Origin of the sequence: Oceanobacillus sp. FSL K6-0251, assembly GCF_038004725.1 — a bacterium.
GTDB classification, from domain to species: Bacteria; Bacillota; Bacilli; order Bacillales; family Amphibacillaceae; genus Oceanobacillus; species Oceanobacillus oncorhynchi.
In genome coordinates this window covers 2,201,869-2,219,591 of sequence record NZ_JBBORS010000001.1, presented here as the reverse complement: position 1 = coordinate 2,219,591, position 17,723 = coordinate 2,201,869, and the positions used below count along the sequence as shown (strand labels likewise).

The following is a 17,723-nucleotide window of genomic DNA, read 5'->3' as shown; positions in this document are numbered from 1 at the left end:
CAACTAAAATACAAAAATCTCCCTAACAATGTTTTGGCATTGTCAGGGAGTTAATATCATTTTTTTACGATTCTTCATCATTATTTTCAAATGGTTTTTCATACACTGTTTCTTTATATACTTCCATCACTTCACCGGTCTGATCGGCATCAATCATAAACGATCCGTTGCCATAACGATCGGAGGCGGATAACTCCAGCGGATATACCTTCTGTGTATCGCCATTTTTCGTTTTATAGCAAATCATTTCCTGATTATTTACCATAAAGAATCCTTGGATCCGATGCGGTTTTTTCTTTAATTCCTTCAGCATAAGCAATCCGCGCTTCGCCCGGCTTGCTTTTTCAAAGGATTTTAGCTTCATGCGTTTGCTGGCTCCGCGCTGCGTAATGATAAATAAATCTTTTGGTGCTTCCAGATCAAATACTTGTCCATTGACAACAAAATCATCCTCTTTTAAAGAGATCGATTTTACTCCGGCTGCTCTCTGCCCGACAATGGACACTTCTGCTTCTTCATACCATAGACCATAGCCTTTGTTGGTTGCGATAAATATATCTTTCCCGCCATCTGTACGGCTTACATGAACCAGTTCATCATCATTTTTCAGATTTAACGCAATTAACGCCTTACCACGTCGCTGCGCTTCATAAAGCTGAAATTCGCTGCGTTTGACCATGCCATTTCGAGTAAAGAACATTAGAAAGCCGTCTTCTTCTTTAAAATCACGTACAGGTATGACCTTAATAAAATGTTCTTCTTTTTCCAGCGGAACAATATGCGAAATATGCTGTCCCATATCTTTCCAGCGTATATCCGGAAGCTCGTGAACAGAACAAATAATATATCTTCCTTTGTTCGTAAATAACATGATATTATCCGTTGTATTGATTTCCAGGAGACTTATCGGATGATCATCATCCTTCAGCGGTAAATCCTCACTATTGGAAGCTGCATAGGACCTTAGGCTGGTTCGTTTGACATAACCGTCTCTGGTTACGGAAACTAACACATCCTCACTTGCCACGGTCACCTCAATATTAATTTTCAGTTCTTCCACTTTTTCCTCGATATGGGTGCGGCGGTCATCTGCAAATTTTTTCTTGATTTGTCTTAAATCATTTTTAATGGTTTGCAATAATTTCTTTTCGCTTTCCAAAATAGCAGACAGCTTCTCCATTTGTTTTCTTAATTCGCTAGCTTCTTCCTCAAGCTGAACAATATCCGTATTTGTCAGCCGATAAAGCTGCAAAGTAACAATTGCTTCCGCCTGTGGTTCGGTAAAACCGTATTTAGTCATAATCTGGTTTTTTGCATCCGCCTTATCTTTTGATGCGCGGATGGTGGCAATCAACTCATCTAAAATCGAAATTGCTTTGATTAAGCCTTCGACAATATGTGCTCTCTTTTTCGCCTTATTTAAATCAAATCGGGTTTGATTCGTTACAACCTCGCGCTGATGACTGACATACGCATCTAGAAGCTGCGGCAGGGATAAGAGTGTCGGCGTTTTATCTTTGATAGCAACCATATTGAAATGGTATGTGATCTGCAGGTCTGTGTTTTTATATAAAAAGTTTAAAATACCCTCACTATTTGCATCCTTCTTTAACTCAACAACAATACGGAGGCCTGTCCGGTCTGTTTCATCGCGTACTTCCGCAATGCCCTCGACCTTCCTGTCAATACGGAGCTCGTCCATTTTCTTCACCATTGCTGCTTTGTTCACCTCAAAAGGTACCTCTGTCACAACGATTTGTTCACGGTTCCCTTTTAACGTTTCAATGGCTGCCTTTCCGCGAACGACAACCTTTCCTTTGCCGGTTTCATATGCTTTTTTGATTCCTTCGACCCCTTGAATAATGCCGCCGGTCGGAAAATCAGGTCCTTTCAGCACACGCATTAAATCATCTACACTTGATCCCGGTTTATCGATTCGCATAATCACTGCATCGATTACTTCTCCTAAATTATGAGGAGGAATGTCGGTTGCATAGCCTGCGGAGATTCCTGTAGAACCATTTACTAAGAGATTCGGAAATTTCGCCGGTAAAACAACCGGCTCATCGGTTGTTTCATCAAAGTTAGGAATGTATTCTACTGTCTCTTTGTCAATATCCCGAAGAAGCTCTGACGCAATCGGAGATAATCTTGCTTCTGTATAACGCATTGCTGCAGGGGGATCTCCATCAATACTGCCGTTATTCCCGTGCATTTCTATCAGTCTGTTACGTACCTTCCAGTTTTGGCTTAAGCGGACCATTGCTTCGTATACAGAAGAATCTCCATGTGGATGGTAATTACCGATTACGGTTCCAACCGTTTTAGCAGCTTTTCTAAAATTCTTGTCATGCGTATTTCTCTCTACATGCATGGCATAAAGAATACGCCGCTGTACAGGCTTCAAGCCGTCTCTGGCATCAGGCAGCGCACGATCTTGAATGATATATTTACTGTATCTTCCGAAGCGATCTCCGATAACTTCTTCTAAGGGGAGATCTAAATATTTCTCTGTTTGATCCAAATGGAATCACTCCTTACAATCCGAACTAATCTTCCTTATGAATATTTTCATTTTCTAAAATGGTTGCATCTTCTTCCAAACCAAATTTAACATGACCTTCAATCCATTTACGGCGGGGTTCTACTTTATCCCCCATTAACGTTGTTACTCTCCGTTCTGCACGCGCTATATCATCAATGGATACACGAATAAGGGTACGTGATTCCGGGTTCATCGTTGTTTCCCACAATTGATCCGCATTCATCTCCCCGAGACCTTTATAACGCTGAATATCATAGCCATTTTTTAATTCCTTCACTGCTTTTTGGAGTTCATTTTCATCCCAGGCATAACGTGTTTTTTCTTGTTTTCCCTTTCCTTTTGATACTTTAAACAGCGGCGGGAGAGCAATAAACACTTTTCCCGACTCCACTAAAGAACGCATATATCGATAGAAAAAGGTTAACAACAGCACTTGAATGTGCGCTCCATCGGTATCTGCATCGGTCATAATAATAATTTTATCATATTGGACGTCTTCCAAATTAAAATCTCCGCCGACTCCGGCACCTATCGTATGGATAATCGTTGAAATTTCTTCATTTTTAAAGACATCCTCCAGCTTAGCTTTCTCCGTATTGATAACCTTTCCCCGGAGCGGAAGCACAGCTTGGAATTTACGGTCGCGCCCTTGCTTTGCTGAACCGCCGGCAGAGTCTCCCTCTACAAGATAAAGTTCATTCTTTTTTGGGTTCTTTGATTGTGCCGGGGTCAGCTTTCCGCTAAGCAACGTATCTTTTCGTTTTCGTTTCTTTCCGGTACGTGCTTCCTCACGTGCTTTTCTGGCAGCTTCCCGTGCTTCTTTTGCACGGATAGATTTTTTAATCAGCAAAGAAGAAATCTCTGCATTTTCCTCTAAAAAGTATGTCAGATGTTCAGATACTACGCCATCAACGGCCGAACGGGCTTCTGTTGTTCCCAGCTTGCCTTTTGTCTGCCCTTCAAATTGCAGCTTATTCTCCGGAACACGGACGGACACAATCGCAGTTAATCCTTCCCGGATATCTGTCCCTTCCAAGTTCTTATCTTTTTCTTTTAATAACCCTGCTCTTCTTGCATAATCATTTATGGTACGGGTAATTGCTGTTCTGGCTCCAAATTCATGTGTACCGCCGTCCCTGGTCCGCACATGGTTTACAAAGGAAAGCATATTTTCAGCAAAGCCGTCATTGAACTGAAAAGCAAATTCAACTTCAATTTCCGATTGCTCCCCTTCAAATGAAACAACTGGCTGAAGCACGTCCTTCTCCTCATTAAGCCACTCTACGAAAGATTTTAGGCCTTCAGGATATTCATAAACCTGCTGCTCTCCATTGTGTTCATCCTTCAGTTCAATTTTTAGCCCTTTTAATAAGAAGGCAGACTCCCGTAAACGCTCGGAAATTGTTTCAAAATTAAATACCGTTGTCGAGAAGATAGATGGATCCGGCTTAAAATGAATGCAGGAACCTTTCTTTCTGGAAGGTCCTTTATCCTCTAAGGTCGTTGCCGGATGTCCTCCATTTTCAAAACGCTGCTCATATTTATGACCGTCGCGGTAAGTGGTTACTGTCAGCCATTCCGATAAGGCATTAACAACAGAAGCACCTACCCCGTGCAATCCTCCGCTTGTTTTATAGCTTCCTTGCCCAAACTTTCCGCCTGCATGTAGCACCGTAAATATAACCTCAGTAGTTGGTTTTCCGGTTGCATGCATTCCGATCGGCATACCGCGGCCGCTATCTTCCACAGAAATACTGTCATCTTTATGTATGGTTACCGTAATTTGATTGCCATGACCAGCCAGCGCTTCGTCAACAGCATTATCAACAATTTCATAAACAAGATGATGCAGCCCGCGAATGTCTGTACTTCCAATATACATCCCTGGGCGTTTTCGTACAGCATCCAGTCCTTCCAGCACCTGAATGGAGCTATCAGAGTATTGATATTCTTTCTCCACGAATCATCTTCTCCTTTCAATACTACCTCTATATACATCATAGAACATTCGTTCTTATTAAGCAAACAGAAAATTATCCTGCTTGTAACACGAACACGATGTTCCTGTATTAGCGTTCCTCATAAATGTTTATCCTCGATACGAGTCAGCGATTCAATCAGGACTTACATGATTAAAAGTATAAGGAGCTTCGGAAAAGCAGCTTGCACTTTCAAGAGGCCCTTTTAAAAAATGCCATGCTTTCTAATAAAGTGAAACTTCATTACAATCTTCTAACAGAAAAACAATTTTTGTTGATAAAAATCTGCAGGTTAGAATTAGAGGCAGCTATACTTATATTACGCTTCTTTCAACCCTTGTTCTATCTATATAACATGAAGCATCCTTTCGAGGAAAGTTTATAAACGCTTATCGGTGATAAATAAAACCTTGTTTATACACTATAGAGCAAAATTTGTTTCTCCGTCTAGTCTAAACATGCTCATTCCACATAAAGGGCAAACGCACTATATCCATATTTACATCATTAATATCTTATGGGAAAAATCGCAGAAAAGCAAGATAATCATTTATTTGCATAGAACCACAGCCAATTGTTGAACCCGTTTTTTAGCAATGAGAATATACGTAAAAGTTCTCCGGCAGGACAAGTAACTGCACCAATGCGGGGCAATTTAATGCCGTTTTTTGCTGCAATAACCGTTGCATGATCTCTGTGATAAGCGCATAGTCAGCAGAAGATGCTTTTCACCCGGGCAAGCTGCCGGCTGCATCCGCTGAAACAAAAAGACCGAGCCAGGCTTATCATGCCTGGCTCAGTCTTTAATTGTTTATACACTATTTTAATAAAACTGCGTGTAACACCTTAATGCAAAGGTCCATAACGACTTCAAAATCATGCTCTTTTAAATAATTATAAGCTTCTTCGTTCACAATTCCCTGCTGCGCCCAGAACATCTTACAATTCGTCTGTACAGCATCTTTCGCGACATCAGGCAGATGCTCCGGACGGCGGAAAACATTGATAATATCGATTGGTTCGTCTACCTCTGCCAGGGAGCTGTAGGCTTTTTCTCCAAGAACCTCATCAATGGTTGGATTGACAGGAATAATTTTATATCCTTCCTCCTGCATTCTATGAGCTATTTGATACGAGGTTCTCTCTGGATTAGCAGATAAGCCTACAACCGCAATCGTCTTCGCATTCTCCAGGATTTCTTTTATTCTTTCTTTACTTGGGTTTTCAATGGACATGGTAATTCCTCCTTTAGTTTGTGTTTAGAATCTCTTTTTCCACTTATTCAATAAAACCATTTTCCATCAGGTAATCCCTGGCAACATCTTCTGCAGCTGCATCCTCATAATCCACTTGATAATTCATTTCCTGCATTTCTTCATCCGTAATTTGTCCGCTCAGCTGATTTAATATGTCCTCAATCTCTGGATATTCCTCTAACGTATCTGCTCGCATTAACGGTGCACCCTGATACGGCGGAAATAGATTTTCAGAATCTCCCAAGGATACCAGCCCTAATTCTACCATATAGCTGTCTGTTCCATAGGCATCAATCACATCTACCTCACCGCCCGAAATGGCTCCCTGACGAAGGCCTGGATCCATTGTGTTTACCTCGTTGAAGTCCAGGTTATATACTTCCTGCATCCCGACATAGCCATCATAGCGGTCATTAAACTCGGATGTAAATCCGGCTGTTACCTGGTTTTCAATCGACTTCAAATCAGAGATATCCTCCAGATTGTTTTCTTCCGCAAATTCTTCTGTAACTGCTACTGTATACGTATTATTAAACAACATTGGCTCTAAAAGCTCCAAATTATATGCTTCTTTTATACCGTCTCTGGCTTGTGCATATACTTCCTCTGCTTCATTGGATTCCGCCTGTTCATCAAGCAGCGAAACGATAACCGTCCCTGTGAATTCCGGATAAATGTCAATGCTGCCCTGCTGGAGTGCGTTAAATACCATATCTGTTTTTCCAAGATTCGGTTCTATATCAACAGTGATATCACTTTCTTCCTCAATTAAAATTTTATAGAGATTCATAATAATTTCTGGTTCAGCTCCTAATTTCCCGGCTATCACAATTTCTCCCTTTTGGCTGCTTGGAATCATCAAGGGAATGGTGATGACAAGTACAACAATAACAAGCATCGCAATAAATGCCTGAATACCATATTTTTTAGACAGCTTTTCAAATAAACGCAGAATAAAATCAAGCATAACAGCTAATAAAGCTGCCGGTATCGCACCTAATAATACAAGCGGAATATCGCCGCCCCGGTCCAGACCGAGTAAAATGATATCTCCGAGTCCGCCAGCACCGATTAAAGCTGCGATAGTTGTAGTACCAACGATAAGAACCATGGAGGTGCGAATACCAGCCATAATAACCGGCATCGCAATTGGCAGATCTACTCGCATTAATTGCTTTTTTGTATTCATCCCCATGCCTCTGGCAGCTTCCCGTAAGGCAGGATCTACACCGTCTATCCCTGTGTATGTATTTCTTAGGATTGGCAGCAGCCCATAAAGGACTAGGGCAACGATAGCCGGCTGGATACCGATTCCTAAAAACGGGATCAAAAAAGCCAATACAGCAAGACTCGGAATTGTCTGTAGAACTGCGGATGTGCCAATGATAGGCTCGGCAATGCGTGGATATCTGGTCAGTATAATGCCGATTGGCACAGCGATTAAAATCGCAATTCCAAGTGATATCAAAGAAATTTGCAAATGCTCCCAAATCGCCTGAAGAAGCATATCCTGCCGATTCTGGAACACGTTTATAAATTCCTTCATAAAACGCTCGCCCCTTCCTTCTCCTGTTGATAGAAGTATTGAAGCAATTCATCTCTTGTAACAATTCCGATGGTTTTCTGATTGTCATCGACTACCGGAAAATCAATCTGATTTACTGATTGAATTATTGCGTATGCATCCTCTATTGTACTCGTTGCAGGAATTGTCATGACATTTTCCGGCTCCCGGTCATGAGCAGCTGGTACATCATTTTTCATAACTTTCTGAACAAATGTCAGCCAGGCTGATTTTCGATTTCCAATGAATTCCTCCACAAAATCATTTTTAGGGTGTTTCATTAATTGTTCAGGCGAACCGCATTGAACCACACTCCCTTCTTTCATTAAACAGATCCGGTCGCTCATTTTCAATGCCTTGTCCATATCATGGGTAACAAATACAATCGTTTTCTTGATGTCTTTTTGTAATTTATCGATATCCATTTGTAATTGCTCCCGGCTGATTGGATCGAGTGCGCTGAATGGTTCATCCATCAATACGATATCAGGGTCTGCAGCTAATGCCCGGATAACACCGATACGCTGCTGCTGTCCTCCCGAAAGCTCGCTTGGATATCTTTTTTTAAAAATTGATGGATCGAGCCCCACCATATCCAGTAATTCATCTGTTCGTTTCTCTTTTTCTCCTTTTTTCCATTTCAGGAGTTCTGGAACAACTTGTATATTCTCCTGAACAGTCATATGAGGAAATAAAGCAATCTGCTGCAGAACATATCCAATATTCCATCGTAATGCGTCAATGGAATAATCACTTACCGGTTTCTCGTTTATGTATATTGTTCCTGCAGAGGGATCAATCAGACGGTTGATCATTTTCATTGTTGTTGTCTTACCGCAGCCGCTGGGACCGATAAGTGTCATAAATTCCCCTTTTTCGACCGTCAGATTAAACTGGTCGACAGCGGTTGTCCCATCAGGGTATGTTTTTGTAATATCTTTAAATGTAATCATAAGAATAACCTCCTTCATAAAAAGATTCCCGCTTGTGACTATTTAAAAACCTGCTGCTGTATTATTTTTCACTTTAAATCAAGGATAAGGAAAACAATAAATTAGTAAATGGAAAGCTTTGCTGTGTTTTTCTTAAAAATTTTTGTACTTAAACAGATTGGTTCATGCTAAAATAGCCATAGGAACATAGAATAAGAATTTGAAAAAGAGAGTTGGGAACGTATGGATTATATTATTTTCGGGATTATCGCATATCTCTTAGGATCTATTCCATTTGCCTTAATTATCGGCAAGCTTGGTTATAAAATAGATATTCGTGAGCATGGAAGCGGCAACCTTGGAGCCACCAATGCCTTCCGTGTACTTGGAATAAAAGCTGGAAGCATCGTTATCTTAGGCGACATTTTAAAAGGAACGGCTGCTGCTGTATTACCTCAATTATTTCATGCGGATGCCTATCCGTTGATTATAGGTATTATCGCTGTATTAGGTCATACTTATCCGATTTTTGCTAAATTTAAAGGCGGAAAGGCTGTTGCAACATCAGGAGGGATGATACTAGGGATTAATCCTATCCTATTTATTATTATGATTGCAACATTTTTACTGTCATTATATTTATCTAAATATGTTTCCCTTTCCTCTATGATTACGGGAGTTGTGGCCTTTTTCGCGTCGCTGTTTTTCCAAAATACCGGGTTGACTGTCGTTATCCTGATATTAACTGCTTTTGTAGCGTATCGGCATTGGGCCAATATTAAACGGATAATAAACGGAACAGAACCTAAAATAACCTGGATGTAGAAAGCCGATAAATTGAATATTTAAGCCGAATTCAGTATACTAGTGGCTATAATTAAAGATTGTTTGAACATCCTTGAGCTTCTAGTCTAAGCTTTCAGATGTTTATCAGGAAAGGACGTTTTTATGCATCAATTAAACACGATTCCATTAAAAAAACTTCCTTCAAAGGAAGAAAGACATAAATTATTCGGTTCTGTTCCTCCTGGTGAGAAGAAAAAACCGACTGAAAAAAACGAAATGGCTGACCTGCAAAATGTAAAACGCGATTTTCTTTTTGATTTGGATGTTGTCGGTGTTTCTAATGTAAAATACCCTGTCCGTGTCCTAAGCGGACAAGCTCCATTTGAACAAACCACCGTCGGCACGTTCACCTTTTCATCCAGCATCCCTGCGAATAGCAAAGGGACGAATATGAGCCGTTTTATGGAGCTGTTAGAGCAATATCATCAAGGCGGATTTACCGTTTCTATTGATGAATTAAAACAGTTCGCAAAGGATCTGGCCGTGAAATTGGAACAAACAGATGCAACGGTTTCTGTCAGCTTCCCGTGGTTCTATGAGCGGAAAGCACCCCAAACCTATGCTGCTGGTTTAAACCATGCAGAAGCATCTGTTTCCGTACGTTACTCCAAATACGAGGATTATCAAATCACTGTTTCTCTAAACGTACAAATAACAACATTATGCCCATGCTCCAAAGAAATCAGTGAATACAGCGCTCATAACCAACGTGGTAATGTAACCGTGGAAACTGAGCTGGAGCCAAGTTTTTCTAATACAGACGGGGATTGGAAAGGCATTTTATTAGAAGCTGCAGAAAGTAATGCAAGCGCCAGACTTCACCCTATCCTGAAAAGACCGGATGAAAAAATGGTGACAGAAGCAGCTTATGAAAATCCCCGATTTGTAGAGGATATGGTTCGTTTAATTGCTGCCGATCTTTACGAGCTGCCGGCAGTGATGAAGTTCCATGTAGCATGCCGTAATGAAGAATCGATCCATATGCATGATGCAATTGCTTCTGTTACCTATGATAAACGCAACAGACAAGGGTAACGACAAATGAAATATATTTTTATTGGATTGATTCGCTTTTACCAGCTTGCCATCAGTCCTTTTACACCAGCAACCTGCCGTTTCTATCCAACCTGTTCAGCTTATGCATTAGAAGCATTTCAGCGTTTTGGATTTTTTAAAGGTGGAATATTAACTATAAAGCGAATAAGTAAATGTCATCCATTTCACCCAGGCGGCGTAGATTACGTTCCGGAAAAAAAGGGAGAAGACAAAACAGCAGGAAAAGGGAGAGATATAATGGAAATCACCGTATCAGAACAAGCAGCAAAATGGTATAAAGAAGAATTAGATTTACAAAACGAAAAGAATATACGATTCTTCCCAAGATATGGCGGAGTCGGCGGCAGAATTGCCGGTTTTTCCCTCGGTATTAAAGCAGAAGCACCCGAAAATGAATCTGCTTCTACATTGGTAGAAGGCATTCATTTCTTTATCGAAGAATCAGATGATTGGTATTTTGAAGGTGCAGACTTATCTGTTTCTTATGACGAGACACAAAAAGAACCAAAAATTGAATATCCTGAGAACAACTGATTGTAAAAATGATATGCTAAAAACGCAGGCGAAGACATATGTCCGCCTGCGTTTTTTAATTATCTCAACTTTCGCACCTAAGAATAAGCAAATATATCTTGCTATTCCAGGGTAAGCATGTTCTCCATTACCATACTTGCATTTTGGTTAAATATCCGGCTTTTTTGGAATTGGTGATGGTGCATAGCTCCGCTCCGGCCAACCACTCCGCTTTCCGACGTACAAAAGTTTTCGATGGGACGAGTAATCGCCGGCCCAGGACGTCGGAAAGCAAAACGGTCCGCCGCAACGGTGATATACACTTCACCTTCTATTCTTTATCAAGAGTGTTAGCGAAGGAACAATCAACTTCTGTTTCTATGGAAATGAAGTTATTATTTAATGTGCGAAAGTTGAATAATTATTTAAACCGCTCTAATTGTTCCAGCCGGTTTTCTGATTTTAAAATTTTCCACTGGTATTCCCCGAATAAATCAAAATGGGGATATTTGGGCTTTAAATCAATCCAGGATTCATCCAACTGATATTTTCTTCCCCATGCTTTCAGCTTTTCCAAATCACTGCAACCCACTTTGGTTACTGTATTACAGCCTGGAAAACGGTCATCCAGCCAATAATGAGTAATAAAATCAATCTCTCCGGCACGGACATTCCGCTTCCACTCGTTTAACTCTTCTCTTTTTAATCCAAAAGCCATTCCTATTCCTCTTTCTTTAGAAAACTTGGTTGTCACCAAGCCTTTAGGTGACAACCTTAGTTACACTTATGCAGTAAGAAAGTTTATACTTTCTTAACTGCCAAGCTGGTTTTGATATGCGGCATGCCAATCAGGAAATTTTCTTCGAATAGACAGCGGCCGAAACGTATTTTTATCAACAATCGTATGGGTCGTCGTACCAGTGACAGCTAAATCTCCAGACCCATTCAAAATTTCATAACGGTAAACCGTACGCAAGCCGTCATATGCATCAAGCCACGTTCTTACAATAGGTTTTTCACCATAGCGAACTGCGTTTTTATATGAAATCCGGGCATCAATCACTGGCGAAACCACATTTTGCTGTTCCATTCCTTGATGGTAATTAAGCCCCAAGGCTTCTACAAACTTTGTACGCCCGATTTCAAACCAAACAAGATAGTTTGCATGGTAGACGACACCCATCTGATCGGTTTCTTGGTATCTTACTTCTATTGGTGTTTCTGTAACTAACAAACTTTCTTCCTCCTTGCTTCTCTCTCAATCAATCCATTCCTTGAACCATTTCTTCCATAAATTCATAGTCCATCGGTCCGATTCTTCTAGGCTGTTGTATGTTTCCGTCCGTGCCTATAAAATATGTCGTCGGTGCGGCATAGACAACATACGGCTCCGATAACGTATCCTCTCTATCTAAAGGAACCGTAAAGGTATGCTCATGCTCATCGATAAAATCGCCAACATCCGAAAGCTGATTCTCATGCTTCGTCATATTGACAGCAACAACTTCAACTTCATCCTGATAATCCTCATAAAATTCCTGTATTTCAGGCATTTCTTCAATACAAGGCGGGCACCAGGAATACCAGAAGTTTAAAATCACTTTCTTTCCTTGCAAATCAGAAAGTTTGAAAGTCTCTCCTTCTAATGTCTCCAGTTCAAAATCTGGAGCTGGCTCACCAGGCTCTACTCCGGCACTTTCCGCAGGTGCAATCGCAGCTCCCTGACTGGAAGATCCATCGTCTACAAGCACTGCTTCCTCTTCTTCAGCAGCATTGTCCGCAGCTCTGTTCTGAAGCACATTCGCGATAACAATTCCAACAAGCACTAATAATAAAACAAGCGAAAATATCCGTTTATACAATTTGTATCTCCCACCATCCACATTGTTTTCCTACTTCTATCGTAAAGAGAAACTTCACTTTTGTAAAGAATACAGACCTCAATAGGAATGCATAGAAAAAGAGCCTTGCTCTATAAAAAGCAAAGACCCTTTTTCTCTTACAAAGCAGCTGACTGCTTATGCTTTTACTTTTTCACGCAATACCATACGAAGGATACCGCCATGACGATAGTAATCAATTTCTACATCACTGTCGAAACGGGCAACTGCTTTAAATGAAGTTACTTTTCCGTCTTCATCTGTTGCAGTTACATTCACTAAATCGCCTGGTTTAACAGACTCATCTACTTCTACAGCAAATGTTTCTTTACCAGTTAATCCTAAGCTTTCCGCGCTGTCACCTTTTTCAAATTGAAGCGGCAATACGCCCATCATAACAAGGTTAGAACGGTGAATACGCTCGAAGCTTTCAGCAATTACTGTTTTAATTCCTAAAAGGTTGGTACCTTTGGCAGCCCAGTCACGGGATGATCCCATTCCGTAATCTTTTCCGCCGATAACGACAAGACCTGTTCCATCCTGCTGATATTTCATTGCAGCATCATAGATTGCCATGACTTCGCCAGTTGGCCAGTAAGTTGTATAACCGCCCTCTGTACCAGGAGCCAGCAGGTTACGGATACGAATGTTAGCAAATGTACCGCGCATCATGATTTCATGGTTACCGCGGCGAGAACCGTAAGAGTTAAAGTTTCTTGGTGAAACTCCTTTCTCTTGCAAGAATTTACCTGCCGGTATATCTTTTGCGATAGCACCTGCTGGTGAAATATGGTCTGTTGTTACAGAATCGCCAAACAATCCGATAGCACGTAATCCGCTTAGCGGTTCAACTGTTCCAGCTTCCGGAGTCAATCCTTCAAAGAATGGAGGGTTTTGGATGTAAGTAGAATCCTCATCCCATTCAAATAAAGGCTCATCTGTCGTGTCGATTTCATTCCACTTCTCGTTAGATTGGAATACATTTTCATACTCTTTGCGGAAAATTTCAGGTGTAACTACTTTTTCCACTTCTTCTTTAATTTCAGTAAGTGATGGCCAGATATCATTCATGTAAACATCGTTACCATCTTTATCTTTACCAATCGCTTCTTTTACAAGGTCGATATCTGTTGTTCCAGCAAGCGCATATGCTACAACAAGCGGTGGAGATGCAAGGTAGTTTGCTTTTACCAGCGGATGGATACGACCTTCAAAGTTACGGTTACCAGATAATACGGAAGATGCAATTAAATCATTTGCTGCAATCGCTTCTTCAATCTCTTCACGTAAAGGACCGGAATTACCGATACATGTTGTACATCCATAACCTACAAGGTTAAAGCCCAGTTTATCTAAATATGTTTGTAAACCGGCGTCCTCTAAGTAGCGAGTTACCACTTTTGATCCTGGTGCTAAGGAAGTTTTTACGTATTCAGGAACTTCCAGGCCTTTTTCGACAGCTTTTTTAGCAACCAGACCTGCACCTAACATAACATATGGGTTAGATGTGTTTGTACAAGATGTAATTGCTGCAATAGCAAGGCTTCCTGTCTTCATAACAGAAGTTTTTCCATTTGGATGGTTGATTTCAACTTCTTTATCAAATTCAGATTTATCTAATCCGAATCCTTGGTTACCTTCTTTTGCAGTAATTGCTTTATTAAATTCTTTCTTCATGTCAGAAAGCGCGATTAAATCTTGCGGACGTTTTGGTCCGGAAAGGTTCGGCTCTAATTCGGACAAATTGATTTCAATTACTTTTGTATATTCCGGATCAGTACCATCTGCGTCATACCATAAATCATTTTCTTTACAGTATTTTTCAACAACGCTGATTAATTCATCACTGCGTCCAGTCAGTTTCATGTAATCAAGTGTTTCCTGATCAACCGGGAAGAATCCGCAAGTAGCGCCATATTCTGGAGCCATATTTGAAATTGTAGCACGGTCAGCCAATGGCATATCCTTTAGTCCTGGACCAAAGTACTCTACAAATTTGCCAACTACACTTTGTTCACGCAGCACCTGCGTTACCTTTAACGCCAGGTCTGTCGCTGTTGTTCCGTTCGGGAAGGAACCAGTAAATTTGACCCCGATGACTTCCGGTGCAGGGAAATAAGAAGGCTGTCCTAACATGCCTGCTTCTGCTTCGATTCCGCCAACACCCCAGCCAAGGATACCCAGACCGTTAATCATTGTTGTATGGGAATCAGTACCTACAAGTGTATCAGGGAACGTTTCATAAGTTCCATCTTCATTTTCTCGCGCATGTACAACGTCAGCCAGATACTCCAGGTTAACCTGGTGAACGATACCAGTTGCCGGTGGAACTGCACGGTAGTTATTAAACGCTTTTTGTGCCCAGTTCAAGAACTGATAACGCTCTGCATTACGTTCGAATTCCAATTCCATATTTGCACGCAGCGCATCTGGAGTACCATATTGGTCAACCTGTACAGAGTGGTCAATAACCAGATCTACTGGAACTTCCGGATTGATTTTATCCGGCTCTCCTCCAAGATCAACCGTTGCTTTACGGAGGGACGCAAGGTCAACGACTGCAGGTACCCCTGTAAAATCTTGAAGAATAACACGGGAAGGCTTGAATGGAACATCTGCTCCAGTTGCTTTATCCGTTCCCCAATGTGTTAATGATTCAACATGTTCATTTTTGATTTGATGGCCGTCTTGTTGCCTTAATAATGATTCTAAAAGAACACGGACAGAAAAAGGCAAACGATCTACTTTACCTAGCCCCGCTTCTTCCAGCGTCTTTAAACGATAATAATTGTACGTCTTACCGTTTAATTCGAACTGCTTTTTTGCATTGTACGCATTTGTGTTCGACATATTGTGTTACCCCTTTCATTTCCTCTCCTTCTCGCAAATAAATGAGAAGGTATTACTTTTTTTAATCCATACTGCTATTCAACTAAATAGAGCCTTCAATATATATAATATAGGAATCTAGCAAATAAAACAAATAATTATTGTTAAATAGTAGATAGTAAAAAGTTATGCCAAGAGATAAATATTACTTATATAATTACTGAATTATTAATAGTGAAAATAATAGCTGCCTGCAAAAAGATAGAAATTCTGCGAAATTACAATTATTCTTTCTGATAAAACGCATTAATCAGCTTTTGAAAAAATAATTTCAAATGTGCTTCCTTTATGTTCATTATTATACATATGAAAATCTGCATCATGATTATGGAGGATTTTCTTGGTAATCAGCAACCCTAGCCCTGTACCCGATGTCTTTGTCGTAAAAAATGGCTCTCCAAGCCGATGTAAAATATCCTCAGATAATCCGCAGCCTTCGTCAATAACAGATATAATTATTTTTTGATCTGCTTCTTTTGCTTCTACAATTATTTTTCCAGGCTGCTCCATAGCTTCAATTGCATTTTTAATCAGGTTAATTAAAACTTGTTTAATCTGGGAACGATCACAAAGAACGGATGCATTTGTACTGCTTTGCAGCTGAATTTGAATATCCTTTTGATTTGCCTGGGACTGTAATAATAATTCCACGTCCTGCATCATTTTTGTAACACTTTCTTTAGAACGGTTATCTGTTAAGGGCTTTGAAATAAATAACAATTCCGATGTGATTGACTCAATTTTCTCCACTTCTTCAATCATCACATGAAAGTATTCTTCTTTATGCTGTGCACCAGCCTGAAGCAATTGCAGGAATCCTTTTAATGATGTCAGCGGGTTGCGTATTTCATGAACTAAACTTGCTGCAAGCTGTCCAGCTACATTCATCTTCTCTGAACGTATCATGATATCATCCAGCCTCATATCTTTTGTTTTTCTTTCTAAATAAAGTAAAAACTTTTTTTCGACATCAATATCCTGAAAAACATCATTTAACTCACATGAGAAAGATAAATTCTCCCCTTCTTTGGTCGGAATATCTATTAAAAGCTTTTTATGCTTTATTTCGTTGCCAACAAGTGCTTGTGAAATGATTTTTGAATCTATTTTAACCGGGATATCGCCCAGCTTTTTCCCGACTGCTTCTTTTGGCTCATAGCCAAGAATCTCATATACGGAATCACTTATATATTCTATTTCACTATCTGTATTAATCACGATCACTATTCCTTCTGTTTTTTTACTCAGCCAAGAAATAATGGCCGCTGAAAGCGTTGCATCGGGGTGTAAATTATGACGACTTTCAGAACTTTGCAAGTCATTGGGGTTCTTATTTTTGTGGTTTTTATCCATACCCATGCTCCTTTCAGAAGTTATTAAAAAGTATAATTTCATTCCATTGGGATTTTGCTGCGTTCCCAACGGAATAAAACGCTAGATTACTCACTCATAAAAAACGATTTTCATTGAACCAATCGAGTTTATACCGGCAATTAGTCCCTAATTACCCTTTCTACATATTTTTTCGTTTTTTGAAGCGAGTGGTTTACTGCCAGTTTAACTGCGATAAATAATATGTATGATTATGACGAAACAATTATGATTACTTGTGTATATTTCTTAATAACTTTATAATGTACAAGTGAGGAATAATAACAAAGGTTAAATTAATGTTACTACAATTTTCTAAAAAAATAAATTGATAGTTGATAATAAATTAGCAATATTCGTAATTTTTTTATGTAAAATTAAGGTGAGGTGTACGATGATATCACTGTTTATTATCCTGTGGGGATGTTTATTAATTGGTCTGATGGCAATCGGTGGGTATTTTATGTTTCGAAAGTTTTTAAAGCGGCTCCCTAAAGAGGATGGGCGTTCCATTATGGATTGGGAGGAATATTATTTCGAAAAAACATTACATAAATGGTCTCAAGCAGAAAAAGATTTCCTGGAAGAGCTGGTTTCTCCTGTTCCCGAACTATTCAGAGATGTCGCCAGACAAAGAATCGCCAGTAAAATTGGAGAGCTTTCTATTCAAAAGGACGAGGAAAGCATTACACGCTCTACATTGATTGAAGGGTATATTTTAGCAACCCCCAAAAGAGACCATAAATTTCTGCGAAAAAAGCTAAAAGAAAAAAATATCGATATCGCACCCTACGAGCCTTTCTTCCAACAATCCAAAGAGGATTATCAGGAAAATTGGGAAGAAAAATACAAGCAGAAAAAATCTTAGTTTAGCGAAAAAGAAGCAAAGTGC

The 17,723-nt window shown here is 40.0% G+C and carries 13 protein-coding genes and 1 pseudogene; 4 read left to right on the top strand and 10 right to left on the bottom strand.

What is annotated here, in order from left to right:
- Positions 1-64 precede the first annotated feature (64 nt).
- The 5 genes from parC to MKY45_RS11160 all read right to left on the bottom strand — a co-directional run bounded on the left by parC (position 65) and on the right by MKY45_RS11160 (position 8,297).
- Positions 65-2,524, bottom strand: coding sequence for a DNA topoisomerase IV subunit A (gene parC / locus MKY45_RS11180; protein WP_341172923.1), 2,460 nt, complete (start codon positions 2,522-2,524; stop codon positions 65-67).
- Between the two features lie 25 nt (positions 2,525-2,549).
- A complete protein-coding gene (gene parE, locus MKY45_RS11175) occupies positions 2,550-4,505 on the bottom strand; it encodes a DNA topoisomerase IV subunit B (RefSeq protein ID WP_042533814.1) in 1,956 nt (651 codons plus the stop codon).
- A gap of 837 nt (positions 4,506-5,342) precedes the next feature.
- Complete coding sequence (locus MKY45_RS11170) at positions 5,343-5,759, bottom strand: CoA-binding protein (RefSeq protein ID WP_084612960.1); 417 nt, start codon at positions 5,757-5,759, stop codon at positions 5,343-5,345.
- 43 nt (positions 5,760-5,802) lie between these two features.
- A complete protein-coding gene (locus MKY45_RS11165; RefSeq protein ID WP_193062064.1) occupies positions 5,803-7,326 on the bottom strand; it encodes an ABC transporter permease/substrate-binding protein in 1,524 nt (507 codons plus the stop codon).
- Positions 7,323-8,297 carry an ABC transporter ATP-binding protein gene (locus tag MKY45_RS11160; protein WP_341172922.1) on the bottom strand — a complete coding sequence of 325 codons (975 nt, stop codon included), beginning with the start codon at positions 8,295-8,297 and terminating at the stop codon, positions 7,323-7,325. Before MKY45_RS11160 ends, MKY45_RS11165 begins: the two co-directional genes overlap by 4 nt.
- Positions 8,298-8,519: 222 nt before the next feature.
- Here MKY45_RS11160 and plsY point away from each other — a divergent pair, with 222 nt between their 5' ends.
- The 3 genes and pseudogenes from plsY to yidD all read left to right on the top strand — a co-directional run.
- The gene (gene plsY / locus MKY45_RS11155; protein ID WP_042533808.1) at positions 8,520-9,101 is read left to right on the top strand and encodes a glycerol-3-phosphate 1-O-acyltransferase PlsY; all 582 of its coding nucleotides are present in this window, start codon (positions 8,520-8,522) and stop codon (positions 9,099-9,101) included.
- Between the two features lie 123 nt (positions 9,102-9,224).
- The gene (gene folE2, locus MKY45_RS11150) at positions 9,225-10,157 is read left to right on the top strand and encodes a GTP cyclohydrolase FolE2 (RefSeq protein ID WP_042533806.1); all 933 of its coding nucleotides are present in this window, start codon (positions 9,225-9,227) and stop codon (positions 10,155-10,157) included.
- Between the two features lie 6 nt (positions 10,158-10,163).
- A pseudogene (yidD, locus tag MKY45_RS11145) lies at positions 10,164-10,379 on the top strand (membrane protein insertion efficiency factor YidD); the annotation flags it as partial.
- 733 nt (positions 10,380-11,112) lie between these two features.
- On the opposite strand, the gene MKY45_RS11140 reads toward yidD, so the two are convergent.
- The 5 genes from MKY45_RS11140 to MKY45_RS11120 all read right to left on the bottom strand — a co-directional run bounded on the left by MKY45_RS11140 (position 11,113) and on the right by MKY45_RS11120 (position 16,813).
- Positions 11,113-11,409 (bottom strand): hypothetical protein, encoded by a 297-nt coding sequence (locus tag MKY45_RS11140; RefSeq protein WP_193062061.1) that lies wholly within the window; start codon positions 11,407-11,409, stop codon positions 11,113-11,115.
- A gap of 93 nt (positions 11,410-11,502) precedes the next feature.
- Positions 11,503-11,925, bottom strand: a complete 423-nt coding sequence (locus MKY45_RS11135; RefSeq protein ID WP_341172921.1) for an acyl-CoA thioesterase — start codon at positions 11,923-11,925, stop codon at positions 11,503-11,505.
- A 28-nt stretch (positions 11,926-11,953) separates the two neighbouring features.
- Positions 11,954-12,553 carry a TlpA family protein disulfide reductase gene (locus tag MKY45_RS11130; RefSeq protein ID WP_042533799.1) on the bottom strand — a complete coding sequence of 200 codons (600 nt, stop codon included), beginning with the start codon at positions 12,551-12,553 and terminating at the stop codon, positions 11,954-11,956.
- 156 nt (positions 12,554-12,709) lie between these two features.
- Positions 12,710-15,421 (bottom strand): aconitate hydratase AcnA, encoded by a 2,712-nt coding sequence (acnA, locus tag MKY45_RS11125; protein ID WP_341172920.1) that lies wholly within the window; start codon positions 15,419-15,421, stop codon positions 12,710-12,712.
- Between the two features lie 285 nt (positions 15,422-15,706).
- Positions 15,707-16,813 carry an ATP-binding protein gene (locus MKY45_RS11120; RefSeq protein WP_193062059.1) on the bottom strand — a complete coding sequence of 369 codons (1,107 nt, stop codon included), beginning with the start codon at positions 16,811-16,813 and terminating at the stop codon, positions 15,707-15,709.
- A gap of 412 nt (positions 16,814-17,225) precedes the next feature.
- On the opposite strand from MKY45_RS11120, the gene MKY45_RS11115 reads away from it, so the two are divergent.
- Positions 17,226-17,699, top strand: a complete 474-nt coding sequence (locus MKY45_RS11115) for a DUF2621 family protein (protein ID WP_042533793.1) — start codon at positions 17,226-17,228, stop codon at positions 17,697-17,699.
- The last annotated feature ends 24 nt before the right edge of the window (positions 17,700-17,723 follow it).

Excerpts from the sequence above, each read along its gene's own strand:
- folE2 (WP_042533806.1), top strand. The coding sequence starts at position 9,225 with ATGCATCAATTAAACACGATTCCATTAAAAAAACTTCCTTCAAAGGAA.
- MKY45_RS11160 (WP_341172922.1), bottom strand. The coding sequence starts at position 8,297 with ATGATTACATTTAAAGATATTACAAAAACATACCCTGATGGGACAACC.
- plsY (WP_042533808.1), top strand. The coding sequence starts at position 8,520 with ATGGATTATATTATTTTCGGGATTATCGCATATCTCTTAGGATCTATT.
- MKY45_RS11170 (WP_084612960.1), bottom strand. The coding sequence starts at position 5,759 with ATGTCCATTGAAAACCCAAGTAAAGAAAGAATAAAAGAAATCCTGGAG.
- MKY45_RS11120 (WP_193062059.1), bottom strand. The coding sequence starts at position 16,813 with ATGGATAAAAACCACAAAAATAAGAACCCCAATGACTTGCAAAGTTCT.
- MKY45_RS11140 (WP_193062061.1), bottom strand. The coding sequence starts at position 11,409 with ATGGCTTTTGGATTAAAAAGAGAAGAGTTAAACGAGTGGAAGCGGAAT.
- MKY45_RS11115 (WP_042533793.1), top strand. The coding sequence starts at position 17,226 with ATGATATCACTGTTTATTATCCTGTGGGGATGTTTATTAATTGGTCTG.
- acnA (WP_341172920.1), bottom strand. The coding sequence starts at position 15,421 with ATGTCGAACACAAATGCGTACAATGCAAAAAAGCAGTTCGAATTAAAC.
- MKY45_RS11165 (WP_193062064.1), bottom strand. The coding sequence starts at position 7,326 with ATGAAGGAATTTATAAACGTGTTCCAGAATCGGCAGGATATGCTTCTT.